This window comes from Halorubrum sp. SD41, assembly GCF_058630335.1.
Genome location: NZ_JBZVGZ010000025.1, coordinates 1 through 26479 on the forward strand (window position 1 = coordinate 1; position 26479 = coordinate 26479).

The window sequence follows — 26479 nt, forward strand, 5'->3', positions numbered from 1 at the left end:
TGAGGCGGTCGTTTTCGGGCATGAATCACTTTGAAAACGTACCGCCTCACCTTTCAATCCTTATCTGAACACCGCCGGCGACGGCGGCCCAAATACTGATTACCGTGACGGCTCCACCCTTACGGAGGGAATGCCCGAGAAACAGCCGCGTCCCGAATGGAACCTCTCCGAGCGGGACACGATCATCCTCCAGGAACTCGCTCGCGACCCGCAGCTCACGTCACGCAGGCTCCGGGACCTCCTCGACGAGGAGTACGACATCGACGTCTCTCACGTCACCGTCAACGAGTCGATCCGGCGAATGCGCGAGGACGGCGTGTTCCGGGAGGCGCTGGTCCCCAATGAGGAGCAGCTCTTCTTCTCGCTTTTCGAGTTCCAGTTCAACCCCGAGGGGTTCGAGGAGAACTGGCGGGACGCGCTCGAACACATCCGGTCAAGCCGCCACACGTTCATGTACTTCCTCTCCGACGGCGACTACCAGTGGAAGACCATCATGATGTTCAAAGACCGCGAACAGGAGTCGAAGTGGATCCACGAGTTCTACAAGGAGTACGGGGAACTCATCACCAACCTCCGTAACTCCGTCGTGACGAACGTCCTCAAGTTCGGGACCGACCCCGAGCTGTTCGAGGTGTTTCAGGAGGAGGGCGACGACGAGTGACCGGCGCCGTCGGTCGCCGGATCAGTCGAATTCGCCGAACCGCGTGACGGCCTCCAGCTCCTCGGTCGGCGGGTCCTCGAACGCGTCCCGCGCGATCGTCCGCCGGTGGACCTCGTCGGCGCCGTCGACGATGCGGAACTGCCGGACGTTCTCGTGGAAGCGCGCGATCGGCAGGTCGTACGCGATCCCGTTGCCGCCGCAGAACTGGAGGGCGTCGTCGATCGCCTCCTGCGTCACGTTCGCCGCGAACGTCTTCGCCATCGCCACCTCGATCCGCGCCTCGTGGCCGTCGGCGATCCGGCCGGCCGCGTGCCGGACCATCGTGCGGGCGGCGTGGAGTTCGGTCCGGCGGTCGGCGATCCGGAACCGCGGCCCCTGCTTCTCCGAGAGCGGCTCGCCGAACCCCTCGCGCTCGGAGAGGTAGGCGGTCGCGATGTCGAGCGCGCGGTCGGCCATCCCGGCGTACCGCATACAGTGGGTGAGCCGGGCCGGCCCGAGCCGCTGCTGGACGAGCGTGAACCCCTCGTTTGCCTCGCCCAGCGTGTTCTCGACCGGGACCCGGACGTTATCGAACCGGATCTCGGCGTGCGTCGTCCCCACTAGCCCCTCGCCGAGGTGCGGGATGTTCCGGACGATCTCGACGCCGTCGGCGTCGGCGGGCACGAGGATCACCGAACAGCCCGCGTACGGGTGCGCCTCCTGATCGGTCCGCGCGAACGTCAGGAACACGTCGGCGTCGAGTCCACCCGTCGTCCACCATTTGTGGCCGTCGATGACCCACTCGTCGCCGTCCCTCTCGGCGGTCGTCTTCAGCATCTTCGGGTCCGAGCCGCCGCCCTGCATCGGCTCGGTCATCGCGAACCCGGAGTCGATCTCCCCGGCCGCGAGCGGGCGGAGCCAGCGCTCCTTCTGCTCCTCGGTGGCCGCGATCTCGAGGGTGTGCATGTTCCCCTCGTCCGGCGCCGCACACCGAAGCGCGGTCGGGCCGAGCAGGCTGCGCCCCGCCTCTTCGAACACGGGGAGCATCTCGCGGAAGCCGAGTCCGAGTCCGCCGTACTCCTCGTCGACCTGCGGGGCGTAGATCCCCTCGTCGCGCGCGGCGTCGCGCAGCGCCTCGATCTCCGTCGGTGGGATCGGTCCCCGACCGAGCCACTCCCGCTCGACCGGGAGCACCGTCTCATCGACGAACTCCCTGACGGCCTCGGCGACCTCCGGTCCGCGTCCGATGTCGTCGTACTCCATACCGATTCTTATTTAGCAATGTAAATAGTGGTTCCGGCTATTCTCCCAAAATTCTATATTACGGGAAACTGATCCCCAATGTACCGAAAAATAGATTTACAATGTTAGTTGAATATGCGATAACCGATAAAAGACGTTCGGGTACAGATCGGTCAGCCGCCGTTGCCTCCGGCCCGCGTCGAACGGAGGACGACCGGCCGTGACCGACGCCGATTACCTCGACAGGCTGGTCGACAACGACGCGCTCGGGACGTACCTCACGGCGGAGTTCGGGCCGGTAGACACGTTCGCCGTCGAGCGACACGCGGAGGGGCACTCGAACGAGACGCTGTTCGTCACGTGGGGCGACCGCGAGCTGGTGATCCGGCGGCCGCCCCCCGGCGAGACGGCCGACACGGCCCACGACGTGCTGCGCGAGTACCGCGTCGTCGACGCGCTCTCCGACACCGGCGTCCCGGTTCCCGCGACGCTGCGCGCCTGTGACGACCCCGCGGTCCTCGGGAGCGACTTCTACGTCATGGAGCGCGCCGACGGCGACGTGCTGCGCGACGCCGAGCCCGAGCGGTTCGCCGACCCGGCCGCGCGCGAGCGGGTCGGGGCCGAACTCGTCGACACGCTCGCGGCGATCCACGCGGCCGACTACGAGGCGGTCGGGCTCGGCGAGTTCGGTCGCCCGGAGGGGTACACGGCCCGGCAGGTCGAGCGCTGGACCGGCCAGCTCGACTGGGCCTTCGAGACGACCGAGGCCGTCAGGGAGGTTCCCGACCTGGTCGCCGTCGGCGAGTGGCTCGCGGACAACGTCCCCGACGACCACCCGGAGACCCTCGTCCACGGCGACTTCAAGCTCGACAACGTGATGTACGGCCCCGGGACCCCACCTGAGGTCGTCGCCGTCTTCGACTGGGAGCTGTCCACGCTCGGCGACCCCCTCGCCGACCTCGGCTGGCTGCTGTTGTTCTGGTACGACGAGGGCGACCCGGACCCGGCGATGCCCGACCTGATGTCGACGTTCACCGCCCGCGAGGGGTACCCGACCCGCGCGGGGCTGATCGACCGGTACGAGTCGGCGACGGGCCGCGAGTTCGCCCACGAGCGGTTCTACCGCGCGCTCGCGGCGTACAAGATGGCCGCGCTCGGCGAGATGTTCCTCGCGCGGCACCTGAACGACGACAGCGACGACCCGCTGTACCCGAAGATGGAGACGCAGGTCCCCGAGCTCGCGGCGCGGACGCTCGCGTACGTCGAAGGCGAGACCGAGCGGCTGTAGGCTCCGCCGACGGCGGTCACTCGGGAGTCCACCGCCGGCGACTTACCGGGCCGTCCAGCCGCCGTCCGCGGCGAGCGTCTCGCCGGTGACGAAGCTCGCCGCGTCGCTCGCGAGGAAGACGACCGGGCCGGCTATCTCCGTCGGCTCGGCGAAGCGGTCGAGCGGCGTCCGGTCGAGGATCGACTGCCGGAGCCGTTCGTTCTCCTGAAGGGTCTCCGTCAGGTCGGTCGCGACGTACCCGGGGGCGACGGCGTTCACCCGAACGTCCGGCGCCCAGTCCATCGCCGCGCTCTTCGTCAGCCCGACGAGCCCGTGCTTCGACGCGACGTACGGGTGCTGTTTCGGGAGGCCGACCTCGCCGGCCACGCTGGCGACGTTGACGACGCTCCCCTCCGCCTCGCGCAGGTGCGGGCCGGCGGCCCGGAGGGTCCGGAACGCGCCCCGCAGGTTCACGTCGAGCACGCCGTCGACCGCGTCGGATTCGATCTCGGTCGGGTCGCCGAGCGCGTCGTCGGGGTTGAACCCGGCGTTGTTGACGAGGACGTCGAGCGAGCCGAACGCCTCGACGGTCTCCTCGACGAGCGCCGCCACGTCGTCGTCGTCGGTCACGTCGGCCGTGACGCCGCGCGCCTCGACGCCCAACTCGCGTGCCTCGTCGGCGACGGCCTCGACCTCCGCGGCCGTCCGCGCCGAGGGGACGACCGTCGCCCCCGCCGCGGCCAGCCCGAGGGTCACGGCGCGGCCGATCCCGCGCCCGCCGCCGGTGACGACGGCGACCTTCCCCGAGAGGTCGGGGAGGGCGTCGGTCGGCGCCAACTCCCCGCCGAGCGGCGCCTCCTCGTCGCTCATTCGCCACCTCCGTCGCCCGGCGCGTACGGCAGCGCCGGGTCCTCGACGGTCTCGCGGAGCGTCTTCTTGTCGAACTTCCCGGTCGCGGTCTTCGGGATCTCCTCGCGGAACCGCACGTCGTCCGGGAGCCACCAGCGCGGGAACTCCGCTTCGAGGAACGACCGGATCGCCGCCACGTCGAGCTCGCGGCCCGCCTTCGGCACGACGAACGCCAGCGGCCGCTCCTGCCAGCGCTCGTGCGGCGCCGCGATCACGACCGCCTCGGCGACGTCGTCGTGCGCCATCAGGGCGTTCTCTAACTCGATGCTGGAGATCCACTCGCCGCCGGACTTGATCACGTCCTTGGCGCGGTCGACGACGTCGACGTACCCGTCCTCGTCGACGGTGACGATGTCGCCGGTGCGGAGCCAGCGCGCGCCCCCGTCCTCGGCCGCGACGAAGTCCGTCTCGTTGGCCTCCGGGCGGTCGTAGTACTCGCCGACGACCGTCGGCCCGCGGACGAGCAGCTCGCCGAACGCCTCGCCGTCCCACGCGATCGGCTCGCCGTCGTCCCCGACGACCCGCATCTCCAGCCCGGGCGAGAGCAGCCCCTGCTTCGCCCGCTTGTCGAGCTCCGCCTCGCGGTCGCCGTCGGCGGTCCCCGAGGCCGGCCGCGAGACCGAGCCGATGCTCATCGTCTCGGTCATCCCCCACGCGTGTTCGATCGTCACGTCGTGTTCGTCCTCGTACCGCCGCATAACTTCCCGGGGCGCGGCGCTGCCGCCGACGACGATGCGTTCGAGCGAGGAGAGGTCGCCGCCGTGCTCGTCCAGGTGGTCGAGCACGTCGATCCACACCGTCGGGACGCCCGCGGTGAGCGTGACGCCCTCCTCTTCGATCAGCTCGACGAGGTCGGCGGGGTCCGGGGACGGCCCCGGATACACCTGCTTCGCGCCCGCCATCGTCACGGCGTACGGGAACTCCCACGAGTTCACGTGGAACATGGGGACGACCGGCATCACCACGTCCTCCTCGGCGATGTCGAGCGCGGCGGGCGTCATCACCATCATCGCGTGGGCGTAGATCATCTTGTGGGTGTACTCGACTCCCTTCGGCTTCCCCGTCGTCCCGGAGGTGTAACACATCCCGGCCGGGTCGTCCTCGGAGAGCGAGGGCCACGATTCCATCGGGTCGGCGTCCGCGATCAGCTCCTCGAACGACGACAGCGGCAGGTCCGCCTCCGTCTCCGGGATCGAGTCGTCCATGACGACGACCTCGCGGACGCCGTCGATCCGGCCCCACAGGCGGTCGAGGACCGCCACCGCGTCGCGGTCGACGATCAGCACGTCGTCCGCGGCGTCGTTAATGATGTACTCCACGTTGTCGTCCTGAAGGAGGAGGTTCACGGTGTGGAGCTGCGCGCCGGAGAGCGGGACCGCGTAGTACGCCTCCAGGTGCCGGTGCGTGTTCCACCCGAGCGTCCCGACGCGGTCGCCGGCCTCGACGCCGAGGTCCGCGAGCGCGGCCGCGAGCCGCCGGACGCGGTCGCCGAAGTCGGCGTAGGTGTAGCGGTCGACCCCGTCGTGAGTGCGCGAGACGACCTCGGTCTCCGGGAACAGCCGCGTCGCCCGCCAGAAGAACGGGCGGAGGGTGAGCTCCTCAGGCATCGGCGGTCCCCACGGAGAGGTACGTCTCGAGGAGGTCCTCTCGGTCCCGGATCTCCTCGACGGTGCCGTCGAAGACGATCTCGCCGGTGTCCATGATGTACCCCCGCTCGGCGAGCTCGAAGGCGAAGTCGACGTTCTGTTCGGTCAGGAGGACGGTGACGTTCTGGTCGACGACCGTCTGGACGATCTCCTTGAGGTCGTCGACGATCACCGGCGCGAGCCCCTCGGTCGGCTCGTCTAAGAGCAGCACGTCGGGCGCCTGAACGAGCGCGCGGGCGACCGACACCATCTGCTGTTCGCCGCCGCTGAGGTTCCGCCCGTCGCTGCCGCGGAGGTCGTCGAGCGCCGGAAACAGGTCATACATCTCCTCGACCGGCCGCGGGTCGTTCGCCAGGTTGTGCGCCAATCGGAGGTTCTCCTGGACGGTCAGGGTGGGGAACACCCGGCGGTCCTCCGGGACGAGCGAGATCCCGCGCCCGTTGATCTCGTCCGACGACAGCCCCGTGATCTCCTCGCCGCGGTACGTGATCGACCCCGAGCGCGGCGGGGACGCGCCGACGATCGAGCGCATCGTCGTCGTCTTCCCCGCGCCGTTGCGTCCGAGCAGCGCCACCACCTCGCCCTCGTCGATATCCAGCGAGACCCCGTGGAGCACGTGGCTGTTCCCGTAGTACGTGTCGATGTCGTCGACCGTGAGTATCGTCATACGCTATCACTCCCCAGATATGCCTCGGTCACCCGCTCGTCCGTCAGCACCTCCGCCGGCGTCCCGTCCGCGAGGATCGACCCCTCGGCGAGCACGACGATCCGGTCGGAGATGTCCGTGACGACGTCCATGTTGTGTTCGGTCACGACGAACGTGGCGTCGAGGTCCGCGTCGAGCTCGCGGATCAGCGAGACGATCTCCGTCACCTCCGTCGGGTTCATCCCCGCGGTGGGCTCGTCCATCAGGAACACGTCCGGCTCGATGGCGAGCGCTAAGGCGATCTCGACGGTCCGTTTCTCCCCGTGGCTCAGCGTGTCGCAGGAGGTGTCCGCGATGTCGGTGAGCCCGGTGAGCTCCAACAGCTCCGCGACGTCGGCCTCGATCGACTCGTCGCCGGTCGCCCGCGAGCGGAAGTCGAGCCGCGCCCCCTCGTGGCTGATCCGGGCGACCCGCACGTTCTCGCGCACGGTGAGCCCCTCGAAGATATTCGTGATCTGGTACGACCGCGAGAGCCCCGCCTGCGCCACCTCGTGCGGCTCCGCGTCGGTGACGTCGGCGAGCTCGTCTCCCTCCCCGCTCCGGAGCCATATCGACCCCGACGTGGGTTCGAGCACGCCCGTCAGGAGGTTGTAGAACGTCGTTTTCCCGGCCCCGTTCGGGCCGATAATGCTGGTGATCTTGTCGTCGTCGATCTCGATGGAGACGTCGTCGACGGCGGTCAGTTCGCCGAACTGCTTCCGGAGGTCTTCGGTCTTGAGGACGGTCGTCACGAGTCGTCACCTCTGTCGGTCCGCGCGTCGCTGTCGCCGCCCGATTCGGCTCCGTCGTCCGTCGCGGTCGTCGCCTGCCCGCCCTCGTCGAGGGCGCCGCCACCGCCACTACCTGCGTCGCCGGCGTCGCCGTCTCCGAACACTCGGTCACGGAGCAGCAGGAGGCCGCCGACGGCGCCCTGCTTGAAGAACAGCACGACGGCGATGAGCAGCGCGCCGAAGAACAGCTCCCAGTACGCTTCGAGCGCCGGGAAGCGGCTGATCGCCCACCGGATGTACAGGAAGATGAACGCGCCGACTATCGGGCCGTAGAAATACGTTGCGCCGCCGATCACGGTCGCGATGACGGCGATCGCGCTCGTCGACCAGTGCGTGAGCCCCGGGGACGCGACGCTCGCGAGCCCCGCGCGCAACACGCCGGCGATCCCGACGACCGCCGCCGAGACGATGAACGTCATCCACCGGTGATGGCCGACGTCGATCCCGAGCGCGGCCGCGCGGTCGGGGCTCTCGCGGATCGCCTTACAGACGGCCCCGAACGGGGAGTTGACCACGCGCCACACCCCGTACGCCGCCGCGACCACGGTGACGGCCGAGATGAGGTAGTAGATCCGTCGGCCGCCGATCCGGAGGCTTACGCCGCCGAGATCGACGGTACCGAGCAGGACGATCACCCCGTCGGTCCCGTTCGTCAGCCCCGCCGGGTCCTGGATGATGAGCGAGTAGCCCAACATCCCGAACGCGAGCGTGATCAGCGCGAAGTAGATCTCCTCCAACCGGACGCTGAGCCACCCGACGGGCACCGCGACGGCGACGACGAGCGCGAGGCCGACGACGCCGCCGAGAACGAACGTGACGAGCGGCGAAATCCCTGTGCCGACGACGTCGGCGATCACCGGGCCGAGGTCCCGCAACACGATCGCGATCCCGTACGCGCCGCCCGCGTAGAACAGGCCGTGACCGAACGAGAGCAGGCCCGTGTAGCCGTACAGCAGGTTGAAGCCGAGCGCGAACAGCGCGACGACGAGGAAGTCGGTGAACAGATAGACTTGGAACGGCGGCGCGAGGGCGACAAGCACCAGCGCGACGGCGCCGAGGAGGCCGAACCGCTCGCGGGTCCATCCCTCGGCGACCGCCGAGCCGAACCGGCTGACCCGGCCGCCCGTGTCGGTCGCGCTCATTCGCCGATCCCCCCGAACAGGCCCTCGGGACGGAGCAGCAGCACGACCACCATCGCGAGGAAGGGGATCGCGATGCTGCCGGCGCTGATGAACTGCGGGCCGAGGCTCTGCATCATGCCGATGAGCATGGCGCCGACGAAGGCGCCGCCCATGGAGCCGAGTCCGCCGATGACGACGACGATGAACGCGTCGATGATCACCTGGTCGCCGAGCGCCGGGCTGGTCGCCTGAATCGGCGCCGAGAGCGCGCCGCCGAGGCCGGCCAGCACGCTCCCGAGGAAGAAGACCCCGGTGTAGAGCCGGGGCACGTCGACGCCGAGCATGGCCGCCATCTCGCGGTCCGAGGAGGTCCCCCGGACCAGCGAGCCGAAGTACGTCCGCGTGATGAACAGCCACAGCGCGACGAGCACACCGACGGCCAGGCCGATGACGACCAGCCGGTACGCGTTGAACGTGCTCCCGCCGAGCGTCACGGAGAAGTTGAACACGTCCGGCGGGTCGATCGAGTACGACCCCGACCCCCAGATGAACCGGACCGCCTCGTGGATCACGAGGACGAACCCGAACGTGACGATGAGCTGGTCGAGGTCCGAGTCGACTCGGTCGTACAGCCGGCGGATCGCCGAGAACTCGATCGCGGCGCCGACGACGCCGACGGCGAGCGCGCCGACCACGACGGCGATCCAGAAGTTGTCGACGACGTTCGAGATGACGGCGAGGGTGACGTACGCGCCGAGCATGTAGAACCCGCCGTGCGCGAAGTTGAGCACGCCCAGCACGCCGAAGATGAGGCTCAGGCCGACGGCGATCAGAAAGAGCCGACTGCCGAGGCTCAGTCCGATGACGACGTCGGAGATACCGATCAGTGGAACGAGTGGTGTGAAACTCATGAAAAGGGGACGGGCTTAGATACCCGTCGGGAGGTCGGAGTCGCCGAGCGCCTCAGACAGCACGTCGGGACCCGCCTCGTATCGGTTCACGGGGTCGAGCACGTTGCTCTCCCACTCGTCGTCGTAGGTGACGGTGCCCCAGATTGACGCGACCGTCGCCTGGTTCGTCTCGCTGAACCGGTAGTCGCCGACGGGGCCCGAGTGCTCCATGCCGGTGAACTCGTCGACGAGCGCGCTGGCGTCCGTCCCTCCGGCCGACTCGATCGCCTCCTTGTACAGGTGGACCGCCCGATACGCGCCCTCTGCGTTGTACGTCGGGAGCGACTCGTACTCCTCGTAGTACGCATCGCGGAACGAGTTGTTCGTCTCGGTGTCGGGGACGAATGGGTCGTACCGAGTGGAGGCGTACTCACCCTCCGGGAGCGGACTGCCGTCGCTCGGGAGGTCCGTCCCCATCCCGACGCTGAACAGCGTGTGGTCGATCTGGTCGAACCAGCCCGCGCTCTCGGCCTGTCCGATGAACGTCGTGAGGTCGGCCCCCCACAGCGGGGTGAGTACCGCGTCGGGGTCGGCGTCGAGGATGGAGCTGATGAATGGCCTGTAGTCGCTCGTCGCCAGCGCCGGGAACTGCTCGGCCGTGAACTCGGCCTCGACGCCGAGCCCGTCGCAGTACGCCTGGAAGTAGTCCCAGGTCTCGTACCCGAACGCGTAGTCCGGGCCGATGGTGGCCCACTCGGTGGCGTCGAGCTCCTGGGCGACGCGCGCGGCCCCGTAGATGTCCTGCGCGAGGCTGTTGGAGTCGCGGAACACGTACTCGTTCCCGACGGAGTCCTCGTGCTCGCCCTGCGGCGAGGTGACGAACGGGGTCGCCGCGTGCGTGATCATGAACGGTATCTGGAGCTGCGAGATCTGCGGCGCGACGGCCTGGGCGACGCCGCTGGAGTCGAGCCCGAACAGCCCGTCGACGTTGTCCTCCTGAACGAGGCTGCGGATCTGCTGGATCGCCGTGTCGGCGCTCGCCTCGGTGTCGCGGACGATCACCTCGACGTCTCGGCCGTCGATGCCGCCGTTGTCGTTGATCTCCGACACCGCGAAGTCGATCCCGCGTTCGGCCTCCTCGCCGTACAGCGACGCGAACCCGGAGAGGATGTACGCGGCCCCGAGCGTCACGGGCCCGCCGTCTCCGCCGCCCCCGCCGGAACAGCCGGCGAGCCCGACGGCCGCGCCCGCGCCGGCGGCCTGAAGGAACCGCCGCCGTCCGACCGGCGACCGGCTTCCCGAACCCGTCTCGGCGGCGTCGCTCCGTTTATACTTGTTTTCGGTATCGCTGTCTTCGGTTACCATTGTTAACAATCGTCCGTGAGTGTCGCTCCCTACATAAATATGCGGGTCTGTAACATACGATAACCTTCCCCGTCGTACTTCCCCGTCCCAAACCCCAGTCCGGGCCCGAATCGGTCGGTCGAACGCGGGGAGGGATCGGCCGCCGTCCGGCGTGACCAATAGTAAAGTGCCTGTACAACGTTGTCATACTTCACATGAACGCGGTAAACCCAGCGACCGGGGCGCAGATCGAAACGTACAACGAACACGACGCGGACGACGTCGAGGCGGCGCTGGAGCGGTCGACCGCGGCGTTCGACGACTGGCGGACGCGTCCGCTCCGGGACCGCGAGCGGCTCCTCGCGAACGCGGCCGACGTACTCAGAGAGAACAAGCGGGAGTACGCCGAGACGATGACCCGGGAGATGGGGAAGCCGATCTCGCAGGCGGTCGGCGAGATCGAGAAGTGCGCGTGGGTCTGCGACCACTACGCGGAACACGCGGGCGCGTACCTCGAGGCGGACCACCACCCGAGCCCGCCGGGCTCGACGGTCAGGACGGAGCACGAACCGCTCGGCCCCGTCCTCGCGGTGATGCCGTGGAACTTCCCGTTCTGGCAGGTGTTCCGCTTCGCCGCGCCGTACCTCACGGCCGGGAACGTCGGCCTCCTCAAGCACGCGTCGAACGTGCCCGGCTGCGCGCTCGCGATCGAGGAGGTGTTCCGCGAGGCCGGCTACCCCGAGGACGTCTTCCAGACGCTTCTGATCCCGTCGGACCTCGTCGACGACCTCCTGACGGACGACCGCGTTCGGGCCGCGACGCTGACCGGGAGCGGGCCGGCCGGGCGCGCGGTCGCCGCGAGCGCCGGCGACCAGCTCAAGAAGACCGTCCTCGAACTCGGCGGGAGCGACCCGTTCGTCGTCCTCGACGACGCCGACGTCGCGGCCGCGGCCGAGACGGGAGCCTGGGCGCGGAACCTGAACGGGGGGCAGTCGTGCATCGCCGCGAAGCGCTTCGTCGTCCACACGGACGTGTACGACGCGTTCCTCGACGCGCTCGTCGACGAGATCGACGCGCTCACCGTCGGCGACCCGACCGTGGAGGCGACCGACGTCGGGCCGCAGGCGCGGGCGGACCTCATGGAGTCGCTCCACGAGCAGGTCACCGCGAGCGTCGACGCGGGCGCGACGCTCGTGACCGGCGGCGAGCCCCTCGACCGAGAGGGGGCGTTCTACCCGCCGACCGTCCTGACCGACGTCCCCGAGGGATGCCCCGTCGACACCGAGGAGACGTTCGGGCCGGTGGCCACGGTGTACGAGGTCGACGGCGAGGAAGCGGCGGTCGAGACGGCCAACGACACCGAGTTCGGGCTCGGAGCGAGCGTCTGGACCGAGGACCGCGACCGCGGCGAGCGCGTGGCGAGCCGCATCGACGCGGGCTGCGTGTACGTGAACCAGCTCGTCAAGTCCGACCCGCGGGTCCCCTTCGGCGGGATCAAGGACTCGGGCTACGGCCGGGAGCTCTCCGAGGCCGGGATCAAGGAGTTCGTCAACCGAAAGACCGTCTGGGTCGAGTGACGGGAGTGACCCCATCGAAGGGTAGTTACCCCCCGGGCGGCACGCTGGGGTATGGAGACGGCACTCGTCATCCTCGACGGCTGGGGGCTCGGCGACCACGACCGCCGCGACGCCGTGAAGGCGGCCGACACGCCGACGTTCGACGCGGCGACGGAGCGCGGGGCCGACGGCCGCCTCGTCGTCCACGGGCGGCGCGTGGGGCTCCCCGAGGGACAGATGGGCAACTCCGAGGTCGGCCACCTCAACATCGGCGCGGGCCGAGTGGTGAAGCAGGCGTACACCCGAATCACGGACGCGCTCGCGGAGGGATCGCTCTCGGACAACGACGCGATCGCCGACGCGCTCGACCACGCGGCCTCGACCGGCGGGAGAGTCCACTTCATGGGGCTCGTGTCCGACGGCGGCGTCCACTCGGACGTGGAACACCTGCTCGCGCTGATCGACGCCGCCGCCGACGCGGGGGTCCCGGCGACGAGCCACGCGTTCACCGACGGGCGCGACACGGCCCCCGAGATCGCCGACGAGTTCCTCGCCGACGTGACCGCGAAGGCCGACGAGCGCGGGACGGGCCACGTCGCGACCGTCACCGGGCGATACCACGCAATGGACCGCGACGAGAACTGGGAGCGCACGCGGAAGGCGTACGACGCGATCGTCGCCCGCGAGGCCCCGAACGAGGCCGACAGCGCGGTCGCGGCCGCCCGCGAGGCCCACGCCCGCGGCGAGACGGACGAGTTCGTCGAGCCGACGCTCGTCGCGGACGAGCCCGCGCTGGCCGACGGCGACGCGGTGGTCTTCTTCAACTTCCGCGCGGATCGCGCCCGCCAGCTGGTCCGGATGCTGACCGGCGTCCGGCCGGAGTGGGGGTTCGACCTCGACCAGCCCGAGATCCGCATGACGACGATGACCGAGTACGACGAGACGTTCGAGTTCCCGGTCGCGTTCCCGCCGGAGATCCCCGCGAACACGATCGGCGAGGTCGTCGCGGACGCCGGCGGCACGCAGCTCCGGATCGCGGAGTCGGAGAAGTACCCCCACGTGACCTACTTCCTCAACGGCGGCCGCGAGGTGGCGTTCCCCGGCGAGATCCGCACCATCGTCGAGAGCCCGGACGTCCCCACCTACGACCAGCAGCCCGAGATGTCCGCGCCCGAGGTGACCGACGAGGCCGTCGAGACGATCGCCGCCGACGACCCCGACCTGCTCGTGTTGAACTACGCGAATCCCGACATGGTGGGCCACACCGGCGACTTCGACGCCGCGGTCGAGGCCGTCGAGGCCGTCGACGGACAGCTCGACCGGCTGCTCTCCGCGGTCGCCGACGCCGGCGCGCACGCGGTCGTCACCGCCGACCACGGCAACGCCGACGACATGGGCACGACCGAAAACCCCCACACCGCCCACACGTTCAACCCCGTGCCGTTCGTCTACCTGACGCCCGACGGCGGCGACGGCGGGAAGCGCGTCCGAGAGGACGGGTCGCTGTGCGACATCGCCCCGACGCTGCTCGACCTGATGGACCGCGACCGACCCGCCGAGATGACCGGCGAGTCGCTGCTCGAGAATAAACGATAAACTTCGGATCGATTCTCGCTCGTTCCACGGCGTTTTAATACGCCGACTGTCGTGTAATTGTTCATGACAGACGAGACCACGCCGGTGATCGCGGCCGCTTACCGAACGCCGCAGGGGAAAGAGGGCGGCGTCTACGCCGACGTCCGCAGCGAGGACCTCTCGACGACGCTCATCGACCACGCGCTCGACGAGACGGGACTGACCAGCGACCACGTCGACGACCTGATGTGGGGCGTCGCGCAGCAGCGCACCGAGCAGGACAACAACGTCGCGCGGGTCATCGCGCTCCTCTCCGACTTGGGCGAGTCGGTGCCCGCCACCTCGATCAACCGGTGGTGCGCCTCCTCGATGCAGGCGGTCATCTCGGCGTCGGACGCGATCGCCGCGGGGAACCGCGAGTGCATCATCGCGGGCGGCGTCGAGAACATGAGCCGCGTCCCGATGGACGGCGACTCCTACGAGCACCTCCACCCCGAGCTCTCGGAGGAGTACAACATCTTCCAGCTGCAGATGGGAATGACCGCCGAGAAGGTCGCCGAGGAGTACGACGTGAGCCGCGAGGCGCAAGACGAGTACGCGGCCCGCAGCCACCAGCGCGCCGCGGAAGCGACCGAGTCCGGCCGCTTCGACGACGAGATCGTCCCCGTCGAGACCGACGACGGCCTCGTCGAGGAGGACGAGGGGATCCGCCCGAACACGACCGCCGAGAAGCTCGCCGACCTCCCGCCCGCGTTCACCGGCGACGGCAGCGTCACCGCGGGGAACTCCTCGCAGATCTCCGACGGCGCGTCGCTGACGGTCGTCACCAGTAAGGCGTTCGCCGAGGAGCACGGCCTCGACGTGCTCGCCGAGGTCGGCACGAACAACGTCGCCGGCGTCGACCCCACGGTCATGGGGATCGGCCCGGTGCCCGCCACCCGCGGGCTCCTCGAACGCGCCGGCACGGAGATCGACGACTACGACCTGGTCGAGCTGAACGAGGCGTTCGCCTCCCAGTGCGAGTACTCGCGGCGCGAGCTCGGCGTCGACGAGGAGATCTACAACGTCAACGGCGGCGCCATCGCGCTCGGCCACCCGCTCGGCGCCTCCGGGGCCCGGCTCCCCGTCACGCTGCTCCACGAGATGCAAAAACGGGACGCCGAGCGCGGCCTCGCGACGCTCTGCGTCGGCTTCGGGCAGGGCGCCGCGATCGAGTTCCTGCGGTAGAGAGCCGCGAGAAACAGTTGATTTCTGCGGTGGCGCGTGCCGGCGAGCGCCCGAAGGGCGCGAGTCGCACGCGCGAGGGAGTCGCGAGCGCTTTTAAGCGCGAGCGACGAGGCTGGGGAGGTGTGAGGCGCGGTTGCGGTGCTGTACGGGGTGGGACTCGAAGGGGCGGTCGCGAACCCGGCGCAGGCGACGCAAGCACCGCAACGAGGGAGCGATAGCGACCGAGTGAGGAGCGCAGCGAGCGTGCGCCGGGTTCGCGACCGGGGCTTCGGCGGTGGTCGTGTGGATCAGTTATTTATAAATTCGACTCTCGTACGGCCGAGCGACCGGGGCTTCGGGGGTGGTCGTCGTCAAACTGTAGTTGATCATTTATAAGCGAACCACTGAGACCTCGGTGACCTATCCGTCCCCGTGCGTGAACCCGCGGTCGGGCAGGGGGTCGCCGTCGGCGAGGACGCGCGGGCCCCCCACATCCGACTCCTCGACCACCCGCCCGATCCGCGTGAGCCCGGCCGGACACGCCTCTTCGACCTCATCAACCTCGTCTTCCGGCACCGCACAGACCAACTCGAAGTCCTCCCCGAAGTGCGCCGCGAGCTCGAACCGCTCCGCCGACCCCTCCGCGACCTCCTCGACCGCGGGGTGAACCGGGACCGCGTCGCGCTCCACCTCGATCCCGACCTCGCTCGCCTCCGCGAGCTGGTGGCACGACCGCGCCAGCCCGTCCGAGGAGTCCATCATCGCGGTCGCGCTGGGGGCCAGCGCCAGCCCCTCCGCCACCCGCGGCGTGAACCGGAACAGCTCGTTGGCGCGCTCGACCGCCTCGCCTGTCTCCCTTTTAAATAGCCGCAGCGCCGCAGCGGACCGCCCCCACTCGCCGGTGACGCAGAGCGCGTCGCCGGGGCGCGCCCCGTCGCGGGTGACGGGGCCGGACTCGGTCACGTCTCCGATCGCGGTGGTCGCCGTCGTGAACTCGACGTGCTCGTCGAGGTCGCCGCCGACGTACTCCGCGTCGACCGCCTCGGAGACGTCGACCGCGCCCGCGACGAACCGATTCAGCGCCTCGCGGTCGAACGCCTCGTCGGCGTAGACGGCGACCGCGGCGCTCGCCGCGGCACCCATCGCGGCCACGTCCGAGAGCGACGCGCCCACCGCGCGCCAGCCGGCGGTGTACCGCGTCGTCCCGGTCGGGAAGTCGGTCCGTTCATGGAGCATGTCCGTCGTGATGACCGTCCCGTCGACGACGGCGGCGTCGTCGCCCGCGTGCGGGAGGTCGGCCGCGAGGGCCCGGAGGGCGTCGCGCTCGTTCACTACCTCACGCTCCGCGCGGCGAGGCCAATAAGCGATCGGTCCGGGTAGCGGGCGCCGTCGACGATCTCGTCTTCACCGCGCTCGACCGTGTCATGTCCCGTGTTGGCATGGAACATTTAAACGGGTAAAATACATTAACGAATATTATCATTATCAATCATTATATTTATTATCCTCCTCCGATTTTCTCCGTTCGCAATGGCAGTACCCGTACACGGACACGCAGCGACCCGACGCACGGACTCGATCACCAGACGACCGCCGCAACCGCCCACACGACCCGATGACGACACCTAACGACACGCCCGACGACACGACCCGACGCACCGACAGCACGACCGACACGGACTCGACGACCCGCTCCGACCGACCGACCGGTTCGAGCTCGACGACTACTTCTCCGCGGCCGATCCCCGGCCGTACCCCCCTCACCGAGGAGGCGGGCGCACCGCTGGTCCCGACGATCACGACCCGGCGAGCGACGGGGACGCGAACGGCCGGCTCGCCGCCGACCGACACCCGGCAGCCGACCGACACCCCGCAGCCGACGGCGACCGACACCCGCCGGCCGACCCGCCCGCCGACGGACGGCGAGCGCGACGCGCCGCTCGTCCCCGACCTGCGTCCCGCCTCGCGGACGCGGACGGACGGGGGATCGCGATGACGGCGAACGCGACGCGCCGCCCCGTCCCCATGGCGGGGACTGGCGACGGCCCGCGACCGGATTCCACGACGTTCGCGTCCGCCGCGCGCACGGACGGCGGACGCCGCGCCGACAGCCGTCCCGCCGACGAGCGCCGCGCCGACCGACGCTCCACCGACGAGCGCCGCGCCGACGGCCGCCGCGCCGCGTCGAACCGCACCGCAGCCGACGACTCCACGCAGTAATCCGATGAATCCCAACGAACTCGACGACGACGTCTTCGACAGAGATATCGACAACCCGGCCGGCCGGAAGCTCCGCGAGCTGTTCGAGGAGCAGGAGTACACGTTCGCGCCCGGGATCTACCACGCGCTCGACGCCCGCCTCGCGGAGATGGCCGGGCTCGACGCGGCCTACATGAGCGGCTACTCGACCGTCCTCGGCCAGTTCGGCTTCCCCGACTTAGAGATGGTCACGATGTCGGAGATGGTCGAGAACGCCAAGCGCATGGTCGAGGCGACGAACCTCCCGGTCATCGCCGACTGCGACACCGGATACGGCGGGGTCCACAACGTCCGGCGCGCGGTCCGCGAGTACGAGAAGGCCGGCGTCGCCGCGATCCACATCGAGGACCAGACCTCGCCGAAGCGCTGCGGCCACATCGCCGGCAAGCAGATCGTCTCCCGGGAGCAGGCCCGCTCGCGCTTCGAGGCCGCCGTCGACGCCAAGCAGAGCGAGGACACCGTCATCATCGCCCGCACCGACGCGTACGGCTCCGCGAACGGCGACTGGGAGGAGCACCTCGAACGCGGCCGGATCTACGCCGACGCCGGCGTCGACCTCGTCTGGCCGGAGATGCCCGACCCCTCGCGCGAGGACGCGGTCGAGTACGCCGAGACGATCCACGAGACGCACCCCGACCTCGACTTAGCCTTCAACTACTCCTCCTCGTTCGAGTGGGGGGCCGAGGAGGACCCGCTCACCTTCGAGGAGCTGGGCGATCTGGGCTACCAGTACATCTTCATCACGCTGTACGGGCTCCACTCGGGCGCCCACGCCGCCTACGAGGACTTCGAGAACATCGCCGAGAACGACGAGGAGGCGCAGTTCGACCTCGAAGAGCGGTACATCGGCCACGAGACCGAGAGCCACCACGAGCTCTCCTTCGTCCCGCGGTACCAGGAGGTCGAGGCCGAGTTCGACCCCGAGGCGCGCAAGCGGCAGGAGGAGTCGGCCGGCTTCACCGAAGACGAGAACGACCCGATCACGGCCTCCGAGGGAGGTGACGACTGATGGGCGGGCCGGAGGACGTCACCCTCCGCCGGAGCCAGCTGGCGACGCCGGGCTCCGACCCGGAGATGATCGAGCGGGCGCCCGACTCCGGTGCCGACGAGGCGTTCCTCGACCTGGAGGACTCCGTCGCGCCCTCGGCGAAGGTCGACGCCCGCGAAAACGTCATCGAGGGGTTGATCGAGTACGACTGGTCCGACACCCGGCCCTGCTACCGGATGAACGGCGTCGACACCAGGTGGTTCTACGACGACGTGATCGAGGTCGTCGGGCGCGCCGGCGAGTACCTCGACACGATCATGGTGCCGATGGCGAACAATCCGGAGACGGTCGCGACCGTCGACAACCTCCTGACGCAGGTCGAGGAGAACAACGACCTGCCGGTCGGCGAGATCGGCCTCCAGGCGCAGATCGAGTCGCCGGAGGCGATGACGAAGGTCGCCGACATCGCCCGCGCCAGCGACCGCCTGGAGTCGCTCGTGTTCGGTCCCGGCGACTACACCGCCAACGTCGGCGCCGCCGGCCTCACCATCGGCTCCGGCGGCGGCTACCCCGGCCACTACTGGCACTACCAGCTCGCGCGCATCGCCCACGCGGCGAAGGCGCAGGGCCTCCAGGTGATCGACGGCCCCTACGCCGAGATCGAGGACGCGGAGGGGTTCCGCGACTCCTGTCGGTGGGCGAGCCAGCTGGGTTGTGACGGCAAGTGGGCGATCCACCCGAGCCAGATCGAGCCCGCCAACGAGACGTTCGCGCCCTCGCCCGAGGAGGCCGAGAAGGCCCGCCGGATCGTCGACGCCTACGCGGAGGCGAAAGAGCAGGGCAAGGGTGCCGTCTCGGTCGACGGCGAGATGGTCGACGAGGCGACCGACAAGATGGCCCGCGGCATCGTCGCGCGCGCCGAGCAGGCCGGGATCCTGTAAGGCCGCCTCGCGCCGCCGCGCGCTCGATTCCCTGTGGGTATCTCCTTTTATTTCGTGCCCGGTTCTACTCCGAGATCGCGCCGCGTTCACGGAGTTCGTCGATGTCGCCGTCGCCGTAGCCGTACTCGCGGAGGACCGACTCCGTGTGTTCGCCGAGCGCGGGCGGGTGACGGCGGACCGTCGTCGGCGTCCGCGAGAAGTGCATCGGCGAGCCGGGGAACCGTACCGTGCCCGCGGTCGGGTGCTCGGCCGCTTCGAGCATCCCGCGCGCCTCGATCTGGGGGTCGGCGAACACCTCGCTCACGTCGCGGACGCGGCTCGCGGGCACGTCGTGGTCGTCCAGCCGCTCGACCGCCTCGTCGGTCGTCATCGCCGCGAACGTCTCCTCCAGCTCGCGGTCGAGCTCCTCGCGGTTCCGGACGCGTCCCTCGTTCTCCTCGAACCGCTCGTCGGCGAGCAGGTCGGGGCGGTCGATCGCCTCGCACAGCGGCGGCCAGAACCGGTCGGACGAGCAGGCGACGACGATGTAATCGTCCGCCGTCTCGTACGCCCGATAGGGGACGATGTTCGGGTGTTTGCTCCCCATCCGGCCCGGCGGCTCGCCGCTGGCGAAGTAGTTCGTCGCCATGTAGCTGGTCCAGGCCGCCTGGCCGTCGAGCAGGCTCACGTCGATCTTCTGGCCGCGTCCGTCGCCGAGTTCGCGCTCCAAGAGCGCCGCGAGGATCGCCTGCGTCGCGTACATGCCGGCGCCGACGTCGGCGAGCGCGACCCCGATCCGGACCGGCGGGCCGCCCTCGACGCCGGTGAACGACATGAACCCGCCCCTAGCCTGCATCATGATGTCGTACGCGGGCTTGTCGCGGTCCGGGCCCCACTCGCCGTAGCCGGAGATGGCGCAGTAGACGAGCTCCGGGTTCTCCTCGACGAGGTCGCCGTAGCCGAGCCCCCACTCCTCCGTCTTGCCGACCCGGAAGTTCTCGACGAGCACGTCGGCCTCGCGGGCGAGGTCGCGGACGACCGCGCGGCCCGCCTCGGTCGTCAGGTCCAGCTGGATCGAGCGCTTGTTGCGGTTGACGCTCACGTAGTAGGCGCTCTCCGCGCCGTCGTCGCTCTCACCACCCTCGCCGTCGCTCTCACCACCCTCGCCGTCGCTCTCACCACCCTCGCCGTCGCTCTCACCACCCTCGTCGTCGCTCTCACTACTCTCGCCGTCGTCGCCCCTGCTGAACGCCGGCGGGACCCACGTCCGCGTCTGGTCGCCCGGGCCGGGCCGTTCGACCTTGATCACCTCCGCGCCGAGGTCGCCGAGCTGCATCGTGCAGAACGGGCCGACGAGGACGCGTGAGAGGTCCAACACGGTGAGTCCGTCGAGCGGGCCCGCGTCGCCCTCGGGGTCTCGCGCCTCACCGACCACGCGGTCTCGCCTCCGCGGACCGTCGCCGTATCCGGTTCATGCGATCCGGCACAGCCGCCGGGGTAGTGAGTGTTGCGGCGCCGTGGCCGCCGAGAGAGAAGGAGCGTCGGCTCAGGCCGAGAGGGTGTCGATACCGTTGATTTCGACGTAGCCGTAGCCGCAGTCGGGGCACCGCCACTTCGTCTTCTCGCCGAGGTGGAGCGTCATCGCCGCGGTCCGGTAGAACGAACGGGTCTCGTCGCAGGCGGGGCAGTCCACGTCCTTTTCGAGCGCCATGCGCGCCGATCGGTCCGGGGCGGTGTTGAACCTACTGATCCGGGCGTCGGGAACTCACCATACCGGCGCGAGCAGCACCGCGACCGTCGCAGAGATGAAGACCAGCTTCAGGCCGGTGTTGACGGCGATCACCTTCGTGCCGAACGACGCGCCCCAGATCCCGTACTGGAAGGGGATCGAGCGCCGGAACGTCGAGACGGCGAACGAGAGGATGCTCCCGATGAGCAGCGACGCGACCGCGGTGCGGGTGGTGAAGGTCCCGACCTCGGTCCCGGCCAGCGTCGCCGCGCCCGCGGTCGTATCGAGCGTGAACACCGCGATGACTGGCACCGCCTCGCCCGGCAGCCCGAGCACGCCCGTGATCGGTTCGGCGACGCTCGTCAGCGCGGCCACGTCGTACGTCGTGACGAGCCAGATGACGAGCGTGTACACGACCGCGAGCCGCGGAACGATCCGTCGGAGGGTACCCCACGACTTCTCGGCGGCGTCGCGGACGCGCTCGCGGTCGGTGCGGTCGTCGGCCTCGGGTCCGGTCGCGTCGACGTCGGCGAGCGCGGAGCGGTCGACGTTCGACTCGGAGAGGAGGAGTCCGCCCGCGATCACGCCGGTGACGGTGATGAGAAGGGCGATACCGGCGCGCGCGCCGACGTAGACGGCGCCCGTCGTGACCCCGAGGATCGGGATCAACACCGGGACGTAGTAGGTGAACACGTGCTGGACGAAGCCGAAGAACGTGTTCATCACCACGGCGACGAGCGTCGCCCGGTCGTCGAGCAGGCCCGCCTCGCGGTACTCCGCCAAGGTGGCGTAGCCCGCGGTCGTCGACGCCGCGGTCGTGAGGATCGCCGTGCCGACCTCGTCCGGGAGGTTCGCCGGGCGCGTGAGCCACCCCGCGATCCCCGCGACGTACCGGACTAACCCGAACGCGACGGCGACGTTGGCGGCGAAGACCCCGCCCGCGATGAACGCCGTGATCCGGGCGAGTCGGGGGACCACGTCCGCGAGCAGCGTCGCGAGGTCGGCGGCGACCGATTGCACGGATCGATGTAGGCGAGGCGCGGTCAAATGGCCGTCGGAACGCGCGGGCGTTCCCGGGGCGTCGGAACGCGCGACGGTGCCCGCCGCGTCCGAACGCGCGACGGTGCCCGTGCCCGGGACAGGAGCGCCAGCGCGCGGGGCTTATGTCCCGCCGTGGAGAACGGCCTCCCGATGGCTCCCGCCGAGGACGACATCTCGATCGACGAAAAGCGCGTGTACGCGGGCAGCGCCGGCCGCACCGACGCCTACGTCGCGACGGGGACCGGAGTGGTCCGCGTCTCGCTGTCGGCCGACAAGATCGGCGCGTTCGACATGGTCGCCCGCGGCCCCATCCACGACGTCGCCGTCCTCGCGCGCGACGAGGGAACGGCCGACCTCGTTGCCGCGGCCACGCCCGAGGGCCTCGCGGTCGCCGCGGTCGGCGACGACCCGGAGTTCGCGCTCGTCGACGACGAGCCGGCGGTCGCGGTCGGGGCGGAAGGGGGACGTGACGGCGGGCTTCTGGTCGCGCGCGAGGACGGCGCGGTCGAGCGCGTCGCGTTCGAGGAGGGCGAGGGGGGCGGCCCGTCGGAGGCGGCCTCGACGACGCGGCTCGGATCCGTCGCGGACCCGCGCGCGGTCGACGGCGCGCTCGTCGCGGCCGCGGACGGGATGTTCCGGGTCGGCGAGAGCGGACTCACGGACGTCGGGCTGGACGACGCCCGCGACGTGGCCGGGAACGGGATGCCGCTCGCGGCCACGGGGAGCGGACTCTACTGGCTCGGCAACGGCTGGATGACGGCGCGGGAGGGCGCCGCGGACGCGGTCGCGGCCGACGGCGACGGCCACGCGATGGCGGTCGTCGACGGCGAGCTGTTGGTTCACTCGGGTGCGAGCGAGTGGGACGACGAGACGTGGTGGGTTGCTGACTTGCCGGTGGACGAAACGGTCGTGGCACTCGGCTACGGCCCCGGCGTGTCGGTCGCAGTCACGGACGCCGGTACGCTCTGCGTCGACGCCGGCGACGGCTGGCGACACCAGGTGGTCGGCGTCCGAGACGTGGAAGGGGTCGCGCTTGCGGTCGTCGAGTAGGTACTGACGAACCGGCGACGAACGCATCCGATGCCGGCAGCCCTCGGGACACGCAGGGAGAAAATATGTTATAAGTGGTATTTACAATATGCTTATACTAGTACGGAGCGATACGGTACTGTGAGTGTGAACAGATGATCAAAAACCAGCTCTCGCGACGAACCGTGCTCCGGAACGGCGCCGTCCTCTCGACGACGTTCGGATTGGCCCTGGCGGTGACCCCAGGGCAGGTAGCGGCGATGAACAAGGCGGAGCTGATCGAGCAGATGGCGAGCGAAGCCGGTCTGTCGAAGGACGAGGCGACGGCGGCGGTCAACGGGTTCATCCACGCGACGACGAAGGGGCTGGAGAACGGCGACAGCGTCGCGCTGAGCGGGTTCGGGGCGTTCCGCCCTCTGAACCGTTCGAAGCGGGGGCGCGACAACGGGTCGGCGGACAGCTCATCCGTCGGCTTCGACGCGTGTCCGGAGTTCGCCGCGGGACTCGACCTGATCCCCGGCGAGGGTGACGAGCGGGGCGCCCGCGCCGGGTCCCGGTGTCGCAACGCGGACGTCTTGATCGACGCCGAGCGCCTCGCCGGCGAGACGCGAGACGGGCGGGAGCGCGGACTGTCTACGGCCGACGCGGAACGGGCGATAGAGGGTTTCACCGTCGCGGCGATGAAGGCGCTGAAGAGGGGCGACAGGCTGTCGCTCGTCGGCTTCGGCTCGTTCAGTATCTCGAAGCGCTCCGCGCGCACGGGCCGCAACCCTCAGACCGGCAAGGAGATACAGATCGCCGCCAAAAACGTCGTGAAGTTCAAGGCTGGCGCCGAGCTCTCCAAGGCAGTCAACTAGCGGAGCCCCGGTCGGCGCGCGTTCGAGACGACCGGAGAGTGACCCGGTACGAGAGAGCGACAGCGACATAACCGCGACCCGCGAACTGGGCTGTACGAGGTATTCCCGTGCGACCGCCTGATCGATTTCGGAACCGAACGGAGAACGTGACACCGCCTCTACTCGGCCGAACCGGCAACTGACTGACAACCGACGCACCGCTGTCGAACTATGTCCGATAACTGTGACCTCTGCGGTCGAGAGATCCAGTCCGCCACGTTCGAGGCCGCCGGCGAGCGGTCGTTCTGTTCGAGCGGCTGTCACGACGTGTACGCGACGCTCGGAGCCGCCGACTCCTCCGACGGCGCCCGGACCGCAACCGCAAGCGAAGTCGACCCGGGAGACGACCCCGCCTCTTCTGACGGGGACCGTTCCCGGACGTTCCTTCGGATCGACGGGATGTACTCTGCGACGTGCGAGGCGTATCTCGAATCGGTCGCCGAGGAGCAGGCGGGAGTGACCGGTGCCGAGGCGAGTTACGTCACGGAGACGATCCGAGTCGTGCACGACCCGGACACCGCTTCGAAGGAGTCGTTGCGTGACGCGTTGAGCACGTTGGGGTACACGGCGTACCTCCGTGAAGACGCCTCCTCAGACGCGAGCGAGGCCGGCGGCGCGACGCGTCGGGCACGGGAGATGGGCGGGATTCGAAAGCGTCGAGACGACCAGCTCCTGGGTATGCGATACTCGGTCGGGTTCCTCTTCGGCGCGTTCCTGCTGGTCCCGTACGTTGCGATCCTCTATCCGGCGCACCTCGCGTCGATTTTCGACTTACAAGCGCTCGCGATATTCGAGGGCGCGTTTCAGTTGACCAGCCAGGGGGCGTTCGTGTTCCTCCGTCTGTATTTCGTGATGACCGGGATCATCCTCGTCTTCACCGGCCTCCCGGTGTTGCGCGGCGCGTATATCAGTCTCAAGATGTGGCGCCCGAACACCGACCTGCTGGTCGCGATCACCGCGGTCAGCGCGTACGCTTACAGCACGGCCGCCGTCGTCCTCGGACGAAACGACATTTTCTACGACCTCGCGATCGTCGTCACGGCCGCGGTCACGGCGGTGGCGTTCTACGAGTCGACGATCAAGCAGCGCGCGCTCGATCGACTCACCGAACTCACGATATCGCAGGTCGAGCGCGCGCGAACGTACAGTGCCGGTGAGACTGCGGAGGTTCGCGTGGAGGACCTCAACCCGGGAGACGTGGTGCTCGTTCGACGGGGCGAACGGGTCCCCGTCGACGGCGAACTGGTCGAAGACGGCTGTACGATCGACGAAGCGATCGTGACCGGCGAGTCGCTTCCGGTGCCGAAACGCGCCGGCGACGAGGTTATCGGGGGGTCGATCGTCACGGACGGCGCCGCCCTCGTCCGCGTCGGTCCCGACGTGACGAGCAGCATCGATCGGATAACGACCGCCGTCTGGGACCTCCAGAGCGCGACGCACGGCGTCCAGCGTCACGCCGACCGACTCGCGACGTACGCTGTTCTTCTCGTCGTCGGGGTCGCCATCGCGGTCGGCGGTACCGGTGTCGTCGCGTTCGGCATGGCCGTCTCGAACGGGGCCCTCCTCGCACTGTTGATCCTTCTCGCCGGTTCGCCGTGGGGTCTCGGGCTCGCGACGCCGCTCTCGGTCGCGAAGAGCCTGTCCAGCGCGCTCGACCGGGGGATCATCATCTTCGACGAGACGGTGTTCGAACGGCTCCGAGACGTCGACACAGTCGTCTTCGACAAGACGGGGACCCTCACGACGGGGGAGATGGAAGTGATCGAAGCCGATGCTCCCGCGGAACTCCTCGACGCCGTCGCGGCGCTTGAGCAGCGAGCGTCACACCCGGCCGCGAACGCGATCACGGCGGCGTTCGCAGACGAGAGCATGACCGATGGAGGCGTCGACGACCGATCGAACGCAGCCGGAGACGACGACGAGGCGAACGGTACCGGTCGGGTACGCGAGTTCACGAACCATCGGTCCGGTATCGAGGGAACGATCGACGGGAGTCGGTATCTCGTCGGAAATCACGACCTCTTCACGGAACGGGGTTGGACCGTGAACGACGACATCAGGTCACAGGTCACCGAGGCTCGGTGCTTCGGTCAACTCCCGGTGATCGTCGGCCGCGACGGGGCGGCAGAGGGGCTGATCGTCGTGGGAGACGAGTCGCGGAACGGCTGGGACGACACGGTCTCTCGCCTCGGTGCGCGAGACATGGACGTCGTCGTCCTAACCGGAGACGACGAGGAAGCGACGGACCTCTTTAAGCAACACGAGGACGTGACCCACGTTTTCGCCTCGGTTCCGCCAGAGGGAAAGACGGCGACGATCCGGCGGCTCAAATCGGACGGGCAGGTCGCGATGGTCGGGGACGGAACCAACGACGCCCCGGCCCTCGCGGCCGCCGACCTGGGTATCTCGCTGGGCGGCGGGACGGCATTAGCCGCCGACGCGGCCGACGTCGCGATCGTCGACGACGACATCCGCTCCGTCGAAACCGCTTTCGACCTCGCGGGTGCGGCTCGCCGGCGCGTGAAACAGAACAATCTCCTTGCGTTCGCTTACAACGGAATCGCTCTCGCGGCGTTAGCCGCCGGGTTCTTCACCCCGCTTTCGGCGGCGGTGGCGGTTATTGCCGGCGGCGGGCTGGTCGCCGCGAACGCTCGACGGGCGTTGCTCGGGTAACGGGTCACGCCACGAGTCCACCACCGGCCGTCGATATCGACGGAATCCGCGGTCCCCGTTGGTCCGAGCGCC

At 69.3% G+C, this 26479-nt stretch carries 24 protein-coding genes; 12 read left to right on the forward strand and 12 right to left on the reverse strand.

Annotated elements, in window-relative coordinates:
* The first annotated feature begins 130 nt into the window (after positions 1 to 130).
* Positions 131 to 661, forward strand: a complete 531-nt coding sequence (locus AC4NMM_RS12115; RefSeq protein WP_096395793.1) for an Lrp/AsnC family transcriptional regulator — start codon at positions 131 to 133, stop codon at positions 659 to 661.
* A 21-nt stretch (positions 662 to 682) separates the two neighbouring features.
* Here the strand turns inward: AC4NMM_RS12115 and AC4NMM_RS12120 are convergent, their stop codons facing one another.
* Entirely contained in the window at positions 683 to 1903 is a 1221-nt protein-coding gene (locus tag AC4NMM_RS12120) for an acyl-CoA dehydrogenase family protein (RefSeq protein WP_096395791.1), read from the reverse strand.
* A 199-nt stretch (positions 1904 to 2102) separates the two neighbouring features.
* Here AC4NMM_RS12120 and AC4NMM_RS12125 point away from each other — a divergent pair, with 199 nt between their 5' ends.
* On the forward strand, positions 2103 to 3170 hold the full coding sequence (locus tag AC4NMM_RS12125) for a phosphotransferase family protein (RefSeq protein WP_491924366.1): 1068 nt from the start codon (positions 2103 to 2105) through the stop codon (positions 3168 to 3170).
* A 42-nt stretch (positions 3171 to 3212) separates the two neighbouring features.
* Here AC4NMM_RS12125 and AC4NMM_RS12130 read toward each other — a convergent pair whose 3' ends face one another.
* The 7 genes from AC4NMM_RS12130 to AC4NMM_RS12160 are packed head-to-tail and all read right to left on the reverse strand — an operon-like array spanning position 3213 to position 10556.
* A complete protein-coding gene (locus AC4NMM_RS12130) occupies positions 3213 to 4019 on the reverse strand; it encodes an SDR family NAD(P)-dependent oxidoreductase (protein WP_491924367.1) in 807 nt (268 codons plus the stop codon).
* Positions 4016 to 5665, reverse strand: a complete 1650-nt coding sequence (locus tag AC4NMM_RS12135; RefSeq protein WP_491924368.1) for a long-chain fatty acid--CoA ligase — start codon at positions 5663 to 5665, stop codon at positions 4016 to 4018. The genes AC4NMM_RS12130 and AC4NMM_RS12135 overlap by 4 nt, the downstream gene beginning before the upstream one ends.
* On the reverse strand, positions 5658 to 6371 hold the full coding sequence (locus AC4NMM_RS12140; RefSeq protein ID WP_096395781.1) for an ABC transporter ATP-binding protein: 714 nt from the start codon (positions 6369 to 6371) through the stop codon (positions 5658 to 5660). Before AC4NMM_RS12140 ends, AC4NMM_RS12135 begins: the two co-directional genes overlap by 8 nt.
* The gene (locus AC4NMM_RS12145) at positions 6368 to 7141 is read right to left on the reverse strand and encodes an ABC transporter ATP-binding protein (RefSeq protein ID WP_096395779.1); all 774 of its coding nucleotides are present in this window, start codon (positions 7139 to 7141) and stop codon (positions 6368 to 6370) included. The genes AC4NMM_RS12140 and AC4NMM_RS12145 overlap by 4 nt, the downstream gene beginning before the upstream one ends.
* Positions 7138 to 8322 carry a branched-chain amino acid ABC transporter permease gene (locus AC4NMM_RS12150; RefSeq protein ID WP_491924369.1) on the reverse strand — a complete coding sequence of 395 codons (1185 nt, stop codon included), beginning with the start codon at positions 8320 to 8322 and terminating at the stop codon, positions 7138 to 7140. Before AC4NMM_RS12150 ends, AC4NMM_RS12145 begins: the two co-directional genes overlap by 4 nt.
* A complete protein-coding gene (locus AC4NMM_RS12155) occupies positions 8319 to 9212 on the reverse strand; it encodes a branched-chain amino acid ABC transporter permease (RefSeq protein WP_096395775.1) in 894 nt (297 codons plus the stop codon). The genes AC4NMM_RS12150 and AC4NMM_RS12155 overlap by 4 nt, the downstream gene beginning before the upstream one ends.
* Before the next feature lie 15 nt (positions 9213 to 9227).
* Entirely contained in the window at positions 9228 to 10556 is a 1329-nt protein-coding gene (locus AC4NMM_RS12160) for an ABC transporter substrate-binding protein (protein ID WP_096395773.1), read from the reverse strand.
* A gap of 194 nt (positions 10557 to 10750) precedes the next feature.
* Here AC4NMM_RS12160 and AC4NMM_RS12165 point away from each other — a divergent pair, with 194 nt between their 5' ends.
* The 3 genes from AC4NMM_RS12165 (at position 10751) to AC4NMM_RS12175 (ending at position 14893) form a co-directional block, all read left to right on the forward strand.
* Positions 10751 to 12112 carry an NAD-dependent succinate-semialdehyde dehydrogenase gene (locus tag AC4NMM_RS12165; protein ID WP_491924370.1) on the forward strand — a complete coding sequence of 454 codons (1362 nt, stop codon included), beginning with the start codon at positions 10751 to 10753 and terminating at the stop codon, positions 12110 to 12112.
* 51 nt (positions 12113 to 12163) lie between these two features.
* Complete coding sequence (gene gpmI, locus AC4NMM_RS12170) at positions 12164 to 13687, forward strand: 2,3-bisphosphoglycerate-independent phosphoglycerate mutase (RefSeq protein ID WP_491924371.1); 1524 nt, start codon at positions 12164 to 12166, stop codon at positions 13685 to 13687.
* A gap of 63 nt (positions 13688 to 13750) precedes the next feature.
* A complete protein-coding gene (locus AC4NMM_RS12175; RefSeq protein ID WP_491924372.1) occupies positions 13751 to 14893 on the forward strand; it encodes a thiolase family protein in 1143 nt (380 codons plus the stop codon).
* Positions 14894 to 15292: 399 nt separating this feature from the next.
* On the opposite strand, the gene thiL is transcribed toward AC4NMM_RS12175, so the two are convergent.
* The gene (gene thiL / locus AC4NMM_RS12180) at positions 15293 to 16204 is read right to left on the reverse strand and encodes a thiamine-phosphate kinase (protein WP_096395765.1); all 912 of its coding nucleotides are present in this window, start codon (positions 16202 to 16204) and stop codon (positions 15293 to 15295) included.
* Between the two features lie 283 nt (positions 16205 to 16487).
* Between thiL and AC4NMM_RS12185 the strand changes: the two genes are divergently transcribed.
* From AC4NMM_RS12185 to AC4NMM_RS12200, 4 genes are read left to right on the forward strand one after another with little or no spacing between them, the layout of a single operon-like run.
* Positions 16488 to 16868, forward strand: a complete 381-nt coding sequence (locus AC4NMM_RS12185) for a hypothetical protein (RefSeq protein ID WP_096395763.1) — start codon at positions 16488 to 16490, stop codon at positions 16866 to 16868.
* Positions 16865 to 17092: a hypothetical protein gene (locus AC4NMM_RS12190; RefSeq protein ID WP_096395761.1), complete on the forward strand. Its 228-nt coding sequence runs from the start codon at positions 16865 to 16867 to the stop codon at positions 17090 to 17092. The genes AC4NMM_RS12185 and AC4NMM_RS12190 overlap by 4 nt, the downstream gene beginning before the upstream one ends.
* A gap of 4 nt (positions 17093 to 17096) precedes the next feature.
* On the forward strand, positions 17097 to 18140 hold the full coding sequence (aceA, locus tag AC4NMM_RS12195; RefSeq protein ID WP_096395759.1) for an isocitrate lyase: 1044 nt from the start codon (positions 17097 to 17099) through the stop codon (positions 18138 to 18140).
* Positions 18140 to 19060: an HpcH/HpaI aldolase/citrate lyase family protein gene (locus AC4NMM_RS12200; RefSeq protein WP_096395757.1), complete on the forward strand. Its 921-nt coding sequence runs from the start codon at positions 18140 to 18142 to the stop codon at positions 19058 to 19060. The genes aceA and AC4NMM_RS12200 overlap by 1 nt, the downstream gene beginning before the upstream one ends.
* 64 nt (positions 19061 to 19124) lie before the next feature.
* Here the strand turns inward: AC4NMM_RS12200 and AC4NMM_RS12205 are convergent, their stop codons facing one another.
* The 3 genes from AC4NMM_RS12205 to AC4NMM_RS12215 form a co-directional block, all read right to left on the reverse strand.
* Positions 19125 to 20474: a CaiB/BaiF CoA transferase family protein gene (locus tag AC4NMM_RS12205; RefSeq protein ID WP_096395755.1), complete on the reverse strand. Its 1350-nt coding sequence runs from the start codon at positions 20472 to 20474 to the stop codon at positions 19125 to 19127.
* 111 nt (positions 20475 to 20585) lie between these two features.
* The gene (locus AC4NMM_RS12210; RefSeq protein ID WP_172863971.1) at positions 20586 to 20750 is read right to left on the reverse strand and encodes a DUF7838 family putative zinc beta-ribbon protein; all 165 of its coding nucleotides are present in this window, start codon (positions 20748 to 20750) and stop codon (positions 20586 to 20588) included.
* Positions 20751 to 20804: 54 nt separating this feature from the next.
* A complete protein-coding gene (locus AC4NMM_RS12215) occupies positions 20805 to 21788 on the reverse strand; it encodes a nucleoside recognition protein (protein ID WP_096395753.1) in 984 nt (327 codons plus the stop codon).
* Between the two features lie 171 nt (positions 21789 to 21959).
* Between AC4NMM_RS12215 and AC4NMM_RS12220 the strand changes: the two genes are divergently transcribed.
* The 3 genes from AC4NMM_RS12220 (at position 21960) to AC4NMM_RS12230 (ending at position 26407) form a co-directional block, all read left to right on the forward strand.
* Positions 21960 to 22859, forward strand: a complete 900-nt coding sequence (locus tag AC4NMM_RS12220) for an HVO_0234 family beta-propeller protein (protein ID WP_491924373.1) — start codon at positions 21960 to 21962, stop codon at positions 22857 to 22859.
* A 164-nt stretch (positions 22860 to 23023) separates the two neighbouring features.
* On the forward strand, positions 23024 to 23695 hold the full coding sequence (locus AC4NMM_RS12225; protein WP_491924374.1) for an HU family DNA-binding protein: 672 nt from the start codon (positions 23024 to 23026) through the stop codon (positions 23693 to 23695).
* 210 nt (positions 23696 to 23905) lie between these two features.
* Positions 23906 to 26407, forward strand: a complete 2502-nt coding sequence (locus AC4NMM_RS12230; RefSeq protein ID WP_491924375.1) for a heavy metal translocating P-type ATPase — start codon at positions 23906 to 23908, stop codon at positions 26405 to 26407.
* Positions 26408 to 26479: the final 72 nt, after the last annotated feature.

What these genes read in the sequence shown, in the direction of transcription:
- AC4NMM_RS12160 (WP_096395773.1), bottom strand. Translation starts at nt 10,556, where the DNA reads ATGGTAACCGAAGACAGCGATACCGAAAACAAGTATAAACGGAGCGAC.
- AC4NMM_RS12130 (WP_491924367.1), bottom strand. Translation starts at nt 4,019, where the DNA reads ATGAGCGACGAGGAGGCGCCGCTCGGCGGGGAGTTGGCGCCGACCGAC.
- AC4NMM_RS12185 (WP_096395763.1), top strand. Translation starts at nt 16,488, where the DNA reads ATGACGACACCTAACGACACGCCCGACGACACGACCCGACGCACCGAC.
- AC4NMM_RS12200 (WP_096395757.1), top strand. Translation starts at nt 18,140, where the DNA reads ATGGGCGGGCCGGAGGACGTCACCCTCCGCCGGAGCCAGCTGGCGACG.
- AC4NMM_RS12135 (WP_491924368.1), bottom strand. Translation starts at nt 5,665, where the DNA reads ATGCCTGAGGAGCTCACCCTCCGCCCGTTCTTCTGGCGGGCGACGCGG.
- AC4NMM_RS12150 (WP_491924369.1), bottom strand. Translation starts at nt 8,322, where the DNA reads ATGAGCGCGACCGACACGGGCGGCCGGGTCAGCCGGTTCGGCTCGGCG.
- AC4NMM_RS12115 (WP_096395793.1), top strand. Translation starts at nt 131, where the DNA reads ATGCCCGAGAAACAGCCGCGTCCCGAATGGAACCTCTCCGAGCGGGAC.
- AC4NMM_RS12140 (WP_096395781.1), bottom strand. Translation starts at nt 6,371, where the DNA reads ATGACGATACTCACGGTCGACGACATCGACACGTACTACGGGAACAGC.
- AC4NMM_RS12155 (WP_096395775.1), bottom strand. Translation starts at nt 9,212, where the DNA reads ATGAGTTTCACACCACTCGTTCCACTGATCGGTATCTCCGACGTCGTC.
- AC4NMM_RS12120 (WP_096395791.1), bottom strand. Translation starts at nt 1,903, where the DNA reads ATGGAGTACGACGACATCGGACGCGGACCGGAGGTCGCCGAGGCCGTC.
- AC4NMM_RS12220 (WP_491924373.1), top strand. Translation starts at nt 21,960, where the DNA reads ATGGCTCCCGCCGAGGACGACATCTCGATCGACGAAAAGCGCGTGTAC.
- AC4NMM_RS12190 (WP_096395761.1), top strand. Translation starts at nt 16,865, where the DNA reads ATGACGGCGAACGCGACGCGCCGCCCCGTCCCCATGGCGGGGACTGGC.
- gpmI (WP_491924371.1), top strand. Translation starts at nt 12,164, where the DNA reads ATGGAGACGGCACTCGTCATCCTCGACGGCTGGGGGCTCGGCGACCAC.
- AC4NMM_RS12165 (WP_491924370.1), top strand. Translation starts at nt 10,751, where the DNA reads ATGAACGCGGTAAACCCAGCGACCGGGGCGCAGATCGAAACGTACAAC.
- AC4NMM_RS12175 (WP_491924372.1), top strand. Translation starts at nt 13,751, where the DNA reads ATGACAGACGAGACCACGCCGGTGATCGCGGCCGCTTACCGAACGCCG.
- aceA (WP_096395759.1), top strand. Translation starts at nt 17,097, where the DNA reads ATGAATCCCAACGAACTCGACGACGACGTCTTCGACAGAGATATCGAC.
- AC4NMM_RS12210 (WP_172863971.1), bottom strand. Translation starts at nt 20,750, where the DNA reads ATGGCGCTCGAAAAGGACGTGGACTGCCCCGCCTGCGACGAGACCCGT.
- AC4NMM_RS12230 (WP_491924375.1), top strand. Translation starts at nt 23,906, where the DNA reads ATGTCCGATAACTGTGACCTCTGCGGTCGAGAGATCCAGTCCGCCACG.